The organism is Micromonospora sp. NPDC047762, from assembly GCF_043204655.1.
In the GTDB taxonomy this organism is placed as follows: Bacteria; Actinomycetota; Actinomycetes; order Mycobacteriales; family Micromonosporaceae; genus Micromonospora.
On the sequence record NZ_JBIDCQ010000008.1, the window covers coordinates 43,573 to 57,627 of the forward strand.

A 14,055-nucleotide genomic window follows, 5' to 3' on the forward strand; every position below is an offset into this window, starting at 1 on the left:
GGTCGCCGGGCCCGCCGGTCAGCAGCGCGTGGTGGTCGGCGCGGGCGCGTCGAGGTCGAAGATGGTGCCCGGGTCGCCCGCGGGTATCCGGTCCCGGTGCACATCGGCGATCCAGAACTGCTCCCGCACCCAGCCCTCACGGAGCTGAGCGCAATCCGCGTTCCAGGTCACGGCCTCCGCCGAGGTGATCCAGAGGCCGCGGGAGGAAGCCGGCACGTCGTCCGGGTGCGGCACCTGCCACACCACCCGGTCGCGTAGCGCCACCACTGTGGCGCCGGCGGGGGCCCGCAGGTCCACGTCGAAGGGGTACGCCCAGACGAACTCCGTGGAGACCTCCAGCAGTCGGATGCCGTTCTGCCTGGTGGCCCGGTAACTGACCCGGCCGTCGGCGCGGACGCCGAACTCCCACTCCGACGGTGACGCCATCCTGGTGGCGTACCGCAGGAAGCTGCCATTGGTGAAGTCGCCCCGGAGCCGTTCGCGAGCGTCCGGGGCGAGCAGCGCGAGGAACGGATCCGGATCCCCGGAGAACATCGAGATGTCGACCCGACCCTCGATCAGTGCCTTGCGCACCGACTCCAGCGCTGTCCGCACCTGGGTCGCGGTGAACGGCCCGGCGCCCTTGGCCGCCGGCATCCGCACGGCCTCCTCGGCAGGCGCGAAGGAGGCCGCCGGCGATCCGGCGAACAGGTCGCGTGGTTCGCCGACCCTGCTCACCGGCGGGGTGAGGGTCGGTGTGGGGCTCGCCGAGGCGGACGTGCGGACACCATCGGCGACCCGACCGACCAACACCACCCCGCCGACGACCATCAGCAGCGCCAGCACCAGCCCGAGGCCGAGCAGCATGGCCCCGTTGTGCCGGGCCGAGAAGAAACGGACCCGGTCCCACCCGGTCGGCTGGTGCTCGGTCGGCGATGTGCGGAGCCAGTCCGGTAGCTGCACCGGGTTGACCTGCGCTACCGCGGCGGGCGGCGGCGGCGGATCGACCGGGTCCTGCGGTGTGGGCTCGCTCGACGACGTGTTGTCCATGCTTCCCCCGTCAATGTCGCCGCCGCTGATGGCGTGCGAGCAGATGGTAGGGCCCGGGCACCAGCGCGGAACCGGGCACGGCTGCCCGGCTCTACCTCCCGCCGGATGGACGCCTCGTCCCGACGAAGCGGCTCAGACCTCGTGAGCGGAGGCTCGGGTCACGCGGGGCGTGCCCACGCCCCGCGGAGTACGGGCCATCTGGCAGGCTTGGCCGACGTGAGCACCGATGGTCTGATCGTGGTCGACAAGCCCGGCGGCATGACGTCGCACGACGTGGTGGCGCGCATCCGCCGACTGGCGAAGACCCGGAGGGTCGGGCACGGCGGCACCCTCGACCCGATGGCGACCGGCGTGCTGGTGATCGGTGTCGGCCGGGCCACCCGGCTGCTGACCTACGTGATCGGCGCGGGCAAGAGCTACACCGGCACGATCCGGCTCGGCCAGACCACGGTCACCGACGACGCCGAGGGCGACGTGACCGCCACCGTGCCGGCCGGGCAGGTCACCGACGACGCGATCTCCTCGGCGCTGGCCGGACTGAGCGGCGAGGTCGACCAGGTGCCGAGCGCGGTCAGCGCCATCAAGATCGACGGGCAGCGGGCGTACAAGCGGGTCCGCGACGGGGAGAGCGTCGAGCTGCCCGCGCGGCGGGTCACCATCTCCCGGTTGGAGGTGCTGGCGATCCGTCGCACCGAGGCGGACGTGGTGGACGTGGACGTGGACGTGACCTGCTCCTCCGGCACGTACATCCGCGCGATCGCCCGGGACGCCGGCCTGGCGCTCGGCGTCGGCGGGCACCTCACGGCCCTGCGGCGCACCGCGGTGGGCGGCTTCACCCTCGCCGAGGCGGCGACCCTCGACGAGCTGGAACAGCGCGCCCCGGACGTGGTGAACCTGCCACTGGACGCGGCGGCCGACCGGTTCTTCGCGCGCCGGGAGGCCACGCCGGACGAGGCCCGGGTGCTCGCCCACGGTGGGCCGTTGGACCCGGCCGGCCTCTCCGGGCCGTACGCCGTCTTCGGGCCGGCCGGCGGCCTGATCGCTATCGTCAGCGAGCGGGACGGGCGGGCCCGCGCGGAGATCGTGCTCGCACCGGCCTGACAGCGCAGCGCAGGTCCGTCGGCCCGCAGCCGGCGGTGTCGACCCGCCGGCCGGCGGGACAGCAGAGAGGAACGGCATGCAGCGGTGGCGGGGCTACGACGCGGCGCCTGGCGGATGGGGACGCTCGGTGGTCACCATCGGCGTCTTCGACGGTGTGCACAAGGGGCACCAGGCGACCATCGGGCACGCCGTGACCCGGGCCCGCGAGTTGGGCGTGCAGTCGGTGGTGGTCACCTTCGACCCGCACCCGGCCGAGGTGGTCCGCCCCGGTTCGCACCCGGCGGTGCTCACCGAGCCGGCCCGTAAGGCCGAGCTGATCGAGGCGCTCGGCGTGGACGTGCTCTGCGTGGTGCCGTTCACCCCGGAATTCTCCCGGGTGCCGGCCGAGCAGTTCGTGCACGACGTCCTGGTCGAGCACCTGCACGCCGCGTTGGTGGTGGTCGGCGGCAACTTCCGCTTCGGGCACCGGGCCGCCGGCGACGTGGCGTTGTTGGAACGGCTGGGTCAGACGTTCGGCTTCGGCGTGGAGGGGGCCCCGCTGGTCGCCGAGGCCGGCACCGTCTTCTCCTCCACGTACATCCGGTCCTGCGTCGACGCGGGTGACGTGGGCGCGGCGGCCGGCGCGCTGGGCCGCCCACACCGGGTGGAGGGCGTCGTGGTCCGCGGCGACCAGCGGGGCCGGGAGCTGGGCTTCCCCACCGCCAACCTGCTCTGCCACCGGTACGCGGCGGTGCCCGCCGACGGCGTGTACGCGGCCCGGCTGATCCGCCGCGGTCAGCACGAGCCGCTGCTGGCGGCGGTGTCCGTGGGCACCAACCCGACCTTCTCCGGCCGGGAGCGACGGGTGGAGGCGTACGCGCTGGACTTCTCCGGCGACCTGTACGGCGAGCGGCTGGCCCTGGACTTCGTGGCGCACCTGCGGGGGCAGATCCGGTACGACTCGATCGAGCCGCTGATCGCCCAGATGAATCAGGACGTCGAGCGCACCCGGCGCGTACTGGCCTGATCGTGCCGGGGCGCCGGGCCGCCACCGAGGCCCTTCGCCGGGTGTTACCGGCGAGTGCTGGTAGTCTTGCCGGGACGTCGGGTGACCGGCGTGGGGCCTCGCGTGCCTGCTCGACGCCGCGGGTGCGAGGTACCGGTCCGTTCCCGGTCCATCGGGACGACGGACACCCACTTGATCAACCCATCGAAACAGGGAGAACATGGCGCTCGATCAGGAAGCCAAGGCCAGCATCCGCGCGGAGTACGCGACCGCCGAGGGCGACACCGGTTCGCCGGAGGTCCAGGTAGCGGTCCTCACCAAGCGGATCGCCGAGCTGACCGAGCACCTGAAGGTGCACAAGCACGACCACCACAGCCGCCGTGGGCTGCTGCTGCTGGTCGGCCGTCGCCGTCGGTTGCTCAACTACGTCCAGAAGAAGGACATTGCCCGCTACCGGTCGCTCATCGAGCGGCTCGGTCTGCGCCGGTGACGTGACGGGGGAGTGGCCGCTCGGCTACTCCCCCGTGCCGCGTCCCACCTGAAGAAACACGGGCCGCGCGACCACCCGAGAGGGAGCCGGTCAGCGTACCGGTCTCCGGTAGTGGCCCCCGGGAACCCGGCATCATGCCGGCCACCCGGGCGCTTCGATCGAAGACCGGCCGGCTGAGCAGCTCCCCGATGTCGTGGGCCCACGACGCGAAGGAGCACGACAGCACATGACCGAGACCAAACTCGGCACCGAATCCCGCACCGCCGTGATCGACAACGGGTCCTTCGGCACCCGCGAGATCACCTTCTCCACCGGTCGGCTGGCTCGCCAGGCCGCCGGTTCCGTCATCGCCCAGCTGGGCGAGACGGTTGTTCTCTCCGCCACGACCGCCGGTAAGCACCCGAAGGAGCAGTTCGACTTCTTCCCGCTGACCGTCGACGTCGAGGAACGGATGTACGCCGCGGGCCGCATCCCCGGCTCGTTCTTCCGCCGTGAGGGTCGGCCCAGCGAGGACGCGATCCTCACCTGCCGGCTGATCGACCGGCCGCTGCGCCCGTCCTTCGTCAAGGGCCTGCGCAACGAGGTCCAGGTCGTCGAGACCATCCTCGCGCTCGACCCGCAGCACCCGTACGACGTCGTGGCGATCAACGCCGCCTCGATGTCGACCAAGCTCTCCGGCCTGCCGTTCTCCGGCCCGATCGGGGCGACCCGCGTCGCCCACATCGACGGCCAGTGGGTCGCCTTCCCGACCCTGGAGGAGCTGGCTCGCGCCACCTTCGACATGGTCGTGGCCGGCCGCACGCTCGAGGACGGCGACGTCGCGATCATGATGGTCGAGGCCGAGGCCACCCCGAACGCCGTCGCTCTCATCTCGGCCGGTGCCACCGCCCCGACCGAGGAGGTCGTCGCCAGCGGCCTGGAGGCCGCCAAGCCGGCGATCCGCGAGCTGTGCCGTGCGCAGAGCGAGCTGGCCGAGGTCGCCGCCAAGCCGGTCACCGAGTTCCCGGTCTTCCTGGACTACCAGGACGACATCTACGACGCCGTCGCCGAGTTCGCTCGCGGTGACGTGGCCGAGGCGATCACCATCGCCGGCAAGGCCGACCGCGAGGAGGCCCTGGACCGGGTCAAGGCCCGGGTCGCCGAGGAGCTGGGCGCTCGGTTCGAGGGTCGGGAGAAGGAGCTCAGCGCTGCCTTCCGGTCGCTGACCAAGTCCGAGGTGCGCAACCGCGTGCTGCGCGAGCAGGTCCGCATGGACGGGCGCGGCCCGCGCGACATCCGGGCGCTGACCGCCGAGGTCGGCGTGCTGCCCCGGGTGCACGGTTCGGCGCTGTTCGAGCGGGGCGAGACCCAGATCCTGGGCGTCACCACGCTGAACATGCTCCGCATGGAGCAGATGGTGGACACGCTGTCCCCCGAGAACCGCAAGCGCTACATGCACAACTACAACTTCCCGCCGTACTCGACCGGTGAGACCGGCCGGGTCGGCTCGCCGAAGCGTCGCGAGATCGGTCACGGCGCCCTCGCCGAGCGCGCGCTGATCCCGGTGCTGCCGTCGCGCGAGGAGTTCCCGTACGCCATCCGGCAGGTGTCGGAGGCGCTCGGCTCCAACGGCTCCACCTCGATGGGTTCGGTCTGCGCGTCGACGCTGGGCCTGCTCTCCGCTGGTGTTCCGCTGAAGGCGCCGGTCGCCGGCATCGCGATGGGGCTCATCTCCGACGAGGTGGACGGCAAGACCCAGTACGTGACGCTGACCGACATCCTCGGAGCCGAGGACGCGTTCGGTGACATGGACTTCAAGGTCGCCGGCACGCCGGAGTTCGTCACCGCGCTCCAGCTCGACACCAAGCTCAACGGCATCCCGTCGGACGTGCTGGCCGCCGCGTTGCAGCAGGCGAACGAGGCCCGGCAGGTCATCCTCGGCGTCATGAAGGCGGCGATCGAGGCTCCGGCCGAGATGTCCGACTACGCGCCGCGGGTCACCACCGTCAAGATCCCGGTGGACAAGATCGGCATGGTGATCGGCCCGAAGGGGCAGACCATCAACGCGATCCAGGACGAGACCGGCGCCGAGATCTCCATCGAGGACGACGGCACGATCTACGTCGGCGCCACCAACGGCCCGTCGGCCCAGGCGGCCGTCGACCGGATCAACGGCATCGCCAACCCGACGCTGCCGAAGCAGGGCGAGCGGTTCCTCGGCACTGTGGTCAAGACCGCCGCGTTCGGCGCGTTCATCTCGCTCCTGCCGGGCCGTGACGGCCTGCTGCACATCTCCAAGGTGGGCGACGGCAAGCGGGTCGAGCGCGTCGAGGACTTCCTCAACGTCGGTGACCGGGTCGAGGTCGAGATCGCGGACATCGACGCCCGCGGCAAGATCTACCTCGACAAGGTCCGCCCGGAGGGCACCGAGGCTCCGGCCGCCGGTGAGGCCGCCGCTGGCGACCGGCCGGCTGGTCGGGACCGGGGCGACCGGGCTCCGCGTGACCGTGGCGACCGCGAGCGTGGCGGCGACCGTGGCGGGCGTGGCCCGGAGCGCGGCGGCGAGGGTGGCGGCGGCGAGGGTGGCGAGGGCGGCGAGCGTCCGCGCCGTCGGACCCGGCACAGCTGACCGTCGCACAACGCATCACCCACCCCTCGTCGAACCGGGAGCAAGTCGTGAGTCGGGCCATCAGCGCGCCGTTTCCACCGGATCGACGGGGGGTGGCCCCCGGCTGGCGGGCCAGCCAAGCGAGTCGAGTTCGGGACACCGGGGCGGGCCGCTCCGGCGGCACCGCCCGCGCGGTGACCCGGACGCTCAGCGACGACCCGCTGGGCGGCACGGTACGACGTACCGTGCTGCCCAGCGGCCTGCGCGTCCTCACCGAGGCGATTCCGGCGATGCGCAGCGTCTCGTTCGGCGTCTGGGTGGCGGTCGGCTCGCGTGACGAGACCGGCCCGCAGGCCGGTGCCGCGCACTTCCTCGAGCACCTGCTCTTCAAGGGCACCCACAAGCGGACCGCACTGGAGATCTCCTCGCAGATCGAGGCGGTGGGTGGCGAGACCAACGCCTTCACCACGAAGGAATACACCTGCTACTACGCCCGGGTGCTGGACGAGGACCTGCCGCTGGCGATCGACGTGATGTGCGACCTGGTCGCGGACTCGCTGTTGGAGCCGGCCGACGTCGAGACCGAGCGTGGCGTGATCCTGGAGGAGATCGCCATGCACGACGACGAGCCGGGTGACGAGGTGCACGACCTCTTCGTCCAGGCCGTCTACGGCGATCATCCGCTGGGCCGGCTGATCTCCGGCACCGCGGAGACCGTCACCCCGATGACCCGGCGGCAGATCCAGACCTTCTACCGGGGTCGCTACACCGCGCCGGAGATCGTCATCGCCGCCGCCGGCAACCTCGACCACGCCGCCGTGGTCAAGCTGGTCCGTCAGGCCGTGCGCGGAACCCCGCTGGACAGCGACCCGGCCAGCCCGGCGCCGCACCGCGCGGCGACCCCGGCGGTACGCACCAAGCCGGCGACCACACTGGTGGAGCCGAAGGAGACCGAGCAGGCACACGTCATCCTCGGCTGCCCCGGCATCGACCGGCTCGACGATCGGCGGTTCGCCCTCGGGGTGCTCAACAACGTGCTCGGCGGCGGCATGTCCAGCCGCCTGTTCCAGGAGATCCGCGAGCAGCGTGGCCTCGCGTACTCGGTGTACTCCTACGCCAGCCAGTACGCCGACACCGGCCTGTTCGCCGTCTACGCCGGATGCGCGCCGGGCAAGGTGGACGAGGTGCTGGCCCTGACCCGCGCCGAGTTGGCCCGGGTGGCCGCCGACGGCTTGACCGAGGCCGAGGTGGCCCGGGGCAAGGGGATGAGCAAGGGCTCGTTCGTGCTCGGCCTGGAGGACACCGGTTCCCGGATGAGCCGTCTGGCCAAGGGTGAGCTGCTCTACGGCGACCTGATGCCTGTCGACGAGCTGCTCCGCCGGGTCGACGAGGTCACCGTGGAGGACGTGAACGTGCTCGCCGCCGAGTTGCTCAACCGGCCGATGTCGTTGGCCGTGGTGGGCCCCTTCGGTGCGGGCGACTTCGCGGTCTGAGTCCTTCCGCCGTTGCGCGGTCTGAGTCCTCCCGTCCTCAGGGCGGGCCGAATTCTTTCGTCCCCAGCGTGGCCCGAGTCCTTCTGCGGCAGCGCGGTGCGGCCCTTTCGGGCGTGGCATCCCGGCGGGTGGATGCCCCGGATCCGGCCGGAAGGGTCCGTCCCGATTGGGATAGGTTGTGCCCCGTGACTGACGAGCAGGAGAAGGCCCCCGCCGGGCTGGTGCGGGTCGGCGTGTTCGGAGCCCGTGGCCGGATGGGCATCGAGGTCTGTAAGGCGGTCGACGCCGCCGACGACCTCGCCCTGGTGGCGTCGATCGACCAGGGTGACGACCGTTCCGCCGTCTCCACCGCCGAGGTGGTCGTCGACTTCACCACGCCGGACGTCGTCATGGACAACCTCCAGTGGTGCATCGAGCAGGGCATCAGCGCGGTGGTCGGCACGACCGGCTTCACCGAGCAGCGGCTGGAGCAGGTGCGCGGCTGGCTGGCCGACAGGCCCGAGGTGGGCGTGGTCATCGCCCCGAACTTCGGTATCGGCGCGGTGCTGATGATGCAGTTCGCCGCGCGGGCAGCCCGACACTTCGAGTCCGTCGAGATCATCGAGCAGCATCACCCGCGCAAGCTGGACGCCCCGAGTGGCACCGCCACCCACACCGCCCGGCAGATCGCCCAGGCCCGCGCCGAGGCCGGCCTCGGCCCGGTCCCGGACGCCACAAAGGACGAGGTGCCGGGTGCGCGCGGCGCCGAGATCGACGGGGTACGCGTCCACGCGGTGCGCGCCACCGGCCTGGTGGCCCACCAGGAGGTGCTGTTCGGCGGTACCGGCGAGACGCTGACCATCCGGCACGACTCGTACGACCGGGTGTCGTTCATGCCGGGCGTGCTGCTGGCCGTCCGCGCGGTGCGCAACCGCCCCGGCCTCACCGTCGGCCTGGACGCCCTGCTCGACTGAGCTCAGACTTTCCCGCTCCCTCGTTGCTGGCGCAGATCCTGGACAGTTACCGTCGCGCGCTGACGGAAACTGTCCAAGATCTGCGCACGCGGACCGGGTAGCATCCGCCGATGATTGATGGTGGACACCTGGACCGGCGCGGGCGGCGAGTGACGCTGCGGCCGGTAGACGACGACAACTGGCGTGCGGTGGCCGACGTCGCCCCACGTGACGACCAGCGCCGCTTCGTGGCCGCGCTGGGCGCGCGCTATCTGCTGCTGAGCACCCGCTCCGAGGTGTGGAACTCGCTCGCGGTGTACGCCGACGAGACCGTCGTCGGTCACGTCATGTGGGGCGTGGACGACGACGGCTCACACTGGATCGGCGGGATGCTGATCGACGCCGCCGAGCAGGGCCAGGGCGTCGGCAGGGCCACCGTGCAGACGCTGGCTCCCTGGCTGGCGGCCCGAGAGGGCAACCCCCCGGTCCGCCTGTCGTACCACCCCGACAACACCCAGGCTGCCGCCCTCTACGAGTCCCTGGGCTTCCACCCGACAGGCGCTGTCGACGACGAAGAGCTGATCGCCGAACGAACCCCCTGACCCCCCGGCGATGCCGAGACCCCCCTGCCCTCCGCGATCTAGCACTTCCTGTCGCGACATAGAGAACATCCCACCCCTAACGGCAACCGAAACTGCAAGATCGCCGGGGCGGCGGGCCTAGGCCGGCGTCGATCATGGAGTTGTGGTGCCTCACAACATGGGGCGTACAGGGAACTGTCGCTCACCACAACTCATGATCGACCGGCGAGGGGTGGGGCGGGGCCGGGCGGGGTGGGGTCGGGGCGCCGGCCTGGGCAGGGACGGGTTAGGCGGTGTGGGTTGGGGAATTTGGGCGGCGTTGGGTGGGGAGGGTTGGGGTTGGGGTTAGTGGGGTGGGGAGGTTGGTGACAGTGGCTTCGCCGGTGCGGTCGACAGACACGTGCACCGGGGTGTTGGCCACGCGGAGGCCGTCGACCGCTACGGCGCCCAACTCTGCTCCCGCCAGGGGTGCCAGTCGGACCGTGCCGCCCGGCACGTCCGGGTAGAGCCCCGCGGCGGCCTGGAGCAGCAGCACCGCACCCGTAGCGGCCCACGCCTGCGGTCGGCACGCGGCCGGGTACGGCACCGGCCGGTTAACCAGTGAGCGGTCGTCACCGCCGTACAGCTCCGGCATCCGGTAGTCGAACGCCTCGGCCGCGCTGAGCAGCCCCTCGGTCAGGCCGAGCGCAGCCTCCCGGTGCCCGGCGCGGGCCAGCCCACCGAGCACGATCGCTGTGTCGTGGGTCCAGATCGAGCCACAGTGGTACGACAGTGGGCTGAAGCCGGCGTCGTCGCTGGACATGGTCCGCAGCCCGAACCCGGCGGCCATGGTGTCCGTGGTGAGCAGGTGCGCGACCTGGGCTTCCTCGTCCCGGTCGAGCAGGCCGGTGCCGAGCAGGTGGCCGATGTTGCTGGTCAGCGAGTCGACCGGGCGCTTGTCGCGGTCGAGGGCGAGCGCGGGCTGCGGGCCGTGGCGGCCGTCGACCCAGAAGCTCCTGCGGAACCGGCCGACAAGCGCGGCGGCGTGCTCGCGCCAGCGGTCGGCGTCCGGTCGGCCGAAGGCGTCCAGGAGGGCGGCTCCGTTCACGGCCGCCTCGTGCGCGTAACCCTGCACCTCGGCCAGCACGATCGGCGCGGTGGCCAGGGTGCCGTCGCGGAATCGGACGGCGTCACCGGAGTCCTTCCAACCCTGGTTGGACAGCCCGTGCCCGGTGGTGTCGACGTACTCGACCAGGCCGTCGCCGTCCGGGTCGGCGTGCTCGCCGAGCCAGCGCAGAGCCGCCTCCAGGTGCGGCAGCAGGGGCTCGACCTGCTCGGCGGGCATGCCCCAGCGCCACGCGTCGTGCAGCAGGTTGACCCAGAGCATCGTGGCGTCGACGGTGCCGTAGTACGCCGGCGGAAGGCGCAGGCCGTTGCCGGGCACCGTGAACTCGTGTCGGCGCAGCTCGTGCAGGATCTTGCCGGGGGCCTCGCCGGTTGCCGGGTCGAACCGGGTGCCCTGCCGGCGGGCCAGTACGCGCAGGGTGCCGGCGGCCAGGTCGGTGCCGAGCGGCAGCATCATCCGGGCGGCCCAGAGGCTGTCCCGGCCGAACAGGGTGAGGAACCAGGGCACGCCGGCGGCGAGGAACACGTCCCCGGGGGCGCCGGTCTCGGCCAGTCGGAGGCCACGCAGATCGTCGAGGCTGCGGTCCAGCAGTCGGACGAGGCGTCGGTCGTCGGCGGTCACCTCGGGTCGGGACCACTCCGGCTCGCCGGCTGGGCCGACGACGACGGCGCGCGGGTCCTCGACGGTCAACTGCCAGCGCAGCACGGTCTCGCCGCCGGGAGCCAGGTGAACCGGCCACGCCAGCCGTGGCGCGGTCGCACGATCGGCGTCGGCCAGCACGTCCGCGTCGGAAGCGGTGACGGTGACTGTGATTCCCGCTCCCGACCAGGTGAGCACGCCCGGCTGGCCGGTCTTGGCCTCCAGCGCGGCGGCGGCGCCACCGGACTTGACGGCCTCGATGGGTGCCAGGTCGCAGCCGAGGTCGACGGTGACGGTGGCGTTGACGTCGACAGTGGCGGTGGAGACGATCCGCAGCTCCTCGGTGAGGCCGTTGCGGGTGGCCCGGCGCAGGCGGTCGACGCGGACCGTCGGGTCGGGGGTGGGGTCGCCGAGCCAGCGGGCCAGGCCGACGAAGCGTGCACCGTGTGGGCCGTCGTCGCCGCGGGTCAGCCCCTCGAGTTCCCGTTCGTCGACCCGCAACTCGGCGCGGGAGAGCACCCGGGCGTCGGCGTGGAAGACGCCCTGGACGCCGGTCGGGCGGATCTGCCCGGTCGCGTCCCCCAGCGCGCTGGTCGGGGCGAAGACCACCCCTACCAACTCGTGCAGGAGGGGTTGCAGCTGGCGTTCGATCACGGTGTGGCTCCAGATCCTCGGGGTGCGGGGCGGCCATCTTGACAACGCGCCCCTGGCGGTGCAAAGTGCGAAACATTCCAGAAACTTGAACGATCCAATCCTGCCTTATCCAAATTGGATCGTTCAAGTTGGCGAGAGGGATTAAGTGGCCGAAAAGGTGACCATCGCGACGGTGGCCCGGCACGCCCGAGTCAGCCGGCAGACCGTGTCCAACGTCCTCAACAGCCCGCACATCGTGCGGCAGGAGACCCGTCAGCGGGTCCAGGACGCGATCAACGCGCTCGGCTACCGGGCCAACCAGGCCGCCCGACAGATGCGCACCGGCCGGTCCCGCCTCATCGCCGCCCGCATCGACCCGACCCGCGACGGCATCAACGGCTCCGTGCTCGACCGCTTCCTGCACGGCCTCACCGAGACCGCCGACGCCGCCGGCTACCGGGTGCTGCTCTACACCGCCACCGACGACGAACGGGAGATCGCCACCTACGGTGACCTGCTCGGCACCTACGAGTTGGACGCGTTCGTGCTGGTGGGCACCAAGTACGGCGACCCGCGTACCGAATGGCTCGCCGACCGGGACGTACCGTTCGTGACCTTCGGCCGCCCGTGGGACGCGCTCGACGCGCACCCCTGGGTGGACGTGGACGGCGCCGCCGGCACCGCCCAGGCCACCCGGCGCCTGCTGGACGCCGGCCACCGGCGGATCGCCTTCATCGGCTGGCCCGACGGCTCCGGCGTCGGCGACGACCGGAGGGCCGGCTGGAGCGACGCGCTGCGCGCAGCCGGCGTCGACCCGACCGGGCTGCACCGGGAGACCGAGGACGGCATCGCCGAGGGGGAGCGGCTGATGCGTGACCTGCTCGTCGCCGTGGCGCCGAGCGCCGTGGTCTGCGCCAGCGACTCACTCGCCCTCGGTGTCCTCCAGGCGATCCGCGGCGTCGACCCGCAGGTGTCGGTGATCGGCTTCGACGACACGCCGGTGGCCGCCGCGGTCGGGCTGACGAGCGTCAGCCAACCGCTCGGCGACGCCGCCGCCCGCTGCGTGGACCTGCTCACCGGGGTCCTCGACGGCGACCACGAGACCCCTACCCCCGTGCTGCTCCAGCCCTCGCTGGCGCTGCGGCACACCGCGTAGTCCCACACCCCCCATCAGGAGAAACCATGGCACCCCGAACAATCACCCGGGCAGCGGTGGCCGGCCTCGCCGCCGTCGCCCTCCTCGGCTCCGCCGCCTGCGGCAGCGGCTTCGACGACTCCTCCGGCGACACCGCCCAGTCCAGCGGGCCGGCCAGCCTGCAGATCCTGATCGGCTCGTCCGGCGAGGCCGAGACCAAGGCGGTGCAGGACGCCGCCGCGAAGTGGGCCGGCAGCTCCGGCAACACCGCGACTGTCACCCCGGCGCAGGACCTCACCCAGCAGCTCGGTCAGGCTCTCGCCGGCGGCACCCCGCCGGACGTCTTCTACGTGGACGCGGCCCAGTTCGCCAACTACGCGAGCGTCGGCGCCCTCGAGCCGTACGGCGACAAGGTCAGCAACCCGGGCGACTTCTACGAGAGCCTGCGCACCGCCTTCACGTACGACGGCAAGCTCTACTGCGCGCCCAAGGACTTCTCGACCCTGGCCCTCCAGATCAACACCGACCTGTGGACCCGGGCCGGGCTGGCCGACGCCGACGTGCCGACGACCTGGGACCAGCTCACCGCGGTCGCCCAGAAGATCAAGGCGAAGGGGCAGGTCCCGCTCGCCATCGGTGACACCCGGGACCGGATCGGCGCCTTCATGGTGCAGAACGGTGGCTGGCTGACCAGCAAGGACGGCAAGCAGCCCACCGCCGACACCCCGGAAAACCTGGCCGCCCTCCAGTACGTCAAGACCATGCTCAGCACCGGGCTGGCCAAGTACCCGAAGCAGCTCGACGCCGGCTGGTCCGGTGAGGCGTTCGGCAAGGGCAAGGCCGTGATGACCATCGAGGGCAACTGGATCAAGGGTGCTCTGCAGAACGACTTCCCGAACGTGAAGTACAAGGTCGTGGCGCTGCCGGCCGGCCCCAAGGGGCAGGGCACGCTCTCCTTCACCCAGTGCTGGGGCATCGCCGCGAAGAGCAAGTACAAGGACCAGGCGATCAAGTTCGTCGAGGCGATGACGAGCGGCGAGCAGCAGATGACCTTCGCCAAGGCGTTCGGTGTCATGCCGTCCCGCCAGTCGGCGGGCGACCAGTACACCGCGGCGTTCCCGGCCGACAAGGTGTTCATCGACGGCGCCGCGTACGCCCAGGGCCCGGTGAACGCCCCGAAGATGGACAGCGTCCTCAAGGACCTCGACACCGGTCTGCAGGGGCTGGCCAACGGCGACCCGAAGACCATCCTGCAGAACTTCGACAAGAACGCCAAGGCGGCACTCGGCGGCAGCTGAGGTGACGGCGGGGGCCCCGGGTGAACACCGGGGCCCCCGCCGCACGT

General features: G+C 71.7%; 11 protein-coding genes. 9 read left to right on the forward strand and 2 right to left on the reverse strand.

The window, feature by feature from the left end; all coding sequences use genetic code 11:
* Nucleotides 1-18 precede the first annotated feature (18 nt).
* Nucleotides 19-1,029: a hypothetical protein gene (locus ACGF3C_RS23570; protein ID WP_393225205.1), complete on the reverse strand. Its 1,011-nt coding sequence runs from the start codon at nt 1,027-1,029 to the stop codon at nt 19-21.
* A gap of 216 nt (nt 1,030-1,245) precedes the next feature.
* Here ACGF3C_RS23570 and truB point away from each other — a divergent pair, with 216 nt between their 5' ends.
* From truB to ACGF3C_RS23605, 7 genes are all read left to right on the forward strand, one after another.
* On the forward strand, nt 1,246-2,130 hold the full coding sequence (truB, locus tag ACGF3C_RS23575) for a tRNA pseudouridine(55) synthase TruB (RefSeq protein ID WP_393225207.1): 885 nt from the start codon (nt 1,246-1,248) through the stop codon (nt 2,128-2,130).
* A gap of 76 nt (nt 2,131-2,206) precedes the next feature.
* Nucleotides 2,207-3,136 (forward strand): bifunctional riboflavin kinase/FAD synthetase, encoded by a 930-nt coding sequence (locus ACGF3C_RS23580; RefSeq protein ID WP_393225210.1) that lies wholly within the window; start codon nt 2,207-2,209, stop codon nt 3,134-3,136.
* 199 nt (nt 3,137-3,335) lie between these two features.
* Entirely contained in the window at nt 3,336-3,605 is a 270-nt protein-coding gene (gene rpsO / locus ACGF3C_RS23585; RefSeq protein ID WP_030337594.1) for a 30S ribosomal protein S15, read from the forward strand.
* A 226-nt stretch (nt 3,606-3,831) separates the two neighbouring features.
* On the forward strand, nt 3,832-6,213 hold the full coding sequence (locus tag ACGF3C_RS23590) for a polyribonucleotide nucleotidyltransferase (RefSeq protein ID WP_357225763.1): 2,382 nt from the start codon (nt 3,832-3,834) through the stop codon (nt 6,211-6,213).
* 47 nt (nt 6,214-6,260) lie between these two features.
* On the forward strand, nt 6,261-7,685 hold the full coding sequence (locus tag ACGF3C_RS23595; RefSeq protein ID WP_393225213.1) for a M16 family metallopeptidase: 1,425 nt from the start codon (nt 6,261-6,263) through the stop codon (nt 7,683-7,685).
* Between the two features lie 185 nt (nt 7,686-7,870).
* A complete protein-coding gene (dapB, locus tag ACGF3C_RS23600) occupies nt 7,871-8,638 on the forward strand; it encodes a 4-hydroxy-tetrahydrodipicolinate reductase (RefSeq protein WP_393225216.1) in 768 nt (255 codons plus the stop codon).
* Between the two features lie 110 nt (nt 8,639-8,748).
* Entirely contained in the window at nt 8,749-9,219 is a 471-nt protein-coding gene (locus ACGF3C_RS23605; RefSeq protein ID WP_357225754.1) for a GNAT family N-acetyltransferase, read from the forward strand.
* A 265-nt stretch (nt 9,220-9,484) separates the two neighbouring features.
* Here the strand turns inward: ACGF3C_RS23605 and ACGF3C_RS23610 are convergent, their stop codons facing one another.
* Nucleotides 9,485-11,596: a glycogen debranching N-terminal domain-containing protein gene (locus ACGF3C_RS23610; RefSeq protein ID WP_393225219.1), complete on the reverse strand. Its 2,112-nt coding sequence runs from the start codon at nt 11,594-11,596 to the stop codon at nt 9,485-9,487.
* Between the two features lie 145 nt (nt 11,597-11,741).
* Between ACGF3C_RS23610 and ACGF3C_RS23615 the strand changes: the two genes are divergently transcribed.
* The gene (locus tag ACGF3C_RS23615; protein ID WP_393225222.1) at nt 11,742-12,731 is read left to right on the forward strand and encodes a LacI family DNA-binding transcriptional regulator; all 990 of its coding nucleotides are present in this window, start codon (nt 11,742-11,744) and stop codon (nt 12,729-12,731) included.
* Between the two features lie 26 nt (nt 12,732-12,757).
* Nucleotides 12,758-14,008: an extracellular solute-binding protein gene (locus ACGF3C_RS23620; protein WP_357235571.1), complete on the forward strand. Its 1,251-nt coding sequence runs from the start codon at nt 12,758-12,760 to the stop codon at nt 14,006-14,008.
* Nucleotides 14,009-14,055: the final 47 nt, after the last annotated feature.

What these genes read in the sequence shown, in the direction of transcription:
- rpsO (WP_030337594.1), top strand. Translation starts at nt 3,336, where the DNA reads ATGGCGCTCGATCAGGAAGCCAAGGCCAGCATCCGCGCGGAGTACGCG.
- ACGF3C_RS23605 (WP_357225754.1), top strand. Translation starts at nt 8,749, where the DNA reads ATGATTGATGGTGGACACCTGGACCGGCGCGGGCGGCGAGTGACGCTG.
- ACGF3C_RS23580 (WP_393225210.1), top strand. Translation starts at nt 2,207, where the DNA reads ATGCAGCGGTGGCGGGGCTACGACGCGGCGCCTGGCGGATGGGGACGC.
- ACGF3C_RS23570 (WP_393225205.1), bottom strand. Translation starts at nt 1,029, where the DNA reads ATGGACAACACGTCGTCGAGCGAGCCCACACCGCAGGACCCGGTCGAT.
- ACGF3C_RS23620 (WP_357235571.1), top strand. Translation starts at nt 12,758, where the DNA reads ATGGCACCCCGAACAATCACCCGGGCAGCGGTGGCCGGCCTCGCCGCC.
- ACGF3C_RS23590 (WP_357225763.1), top strand. Translation starts at nt 3,832, where the DNA reads ATGACCGAGACCAAACTCGGCACCGAATCCCGCACCGCCGTGATCGAC.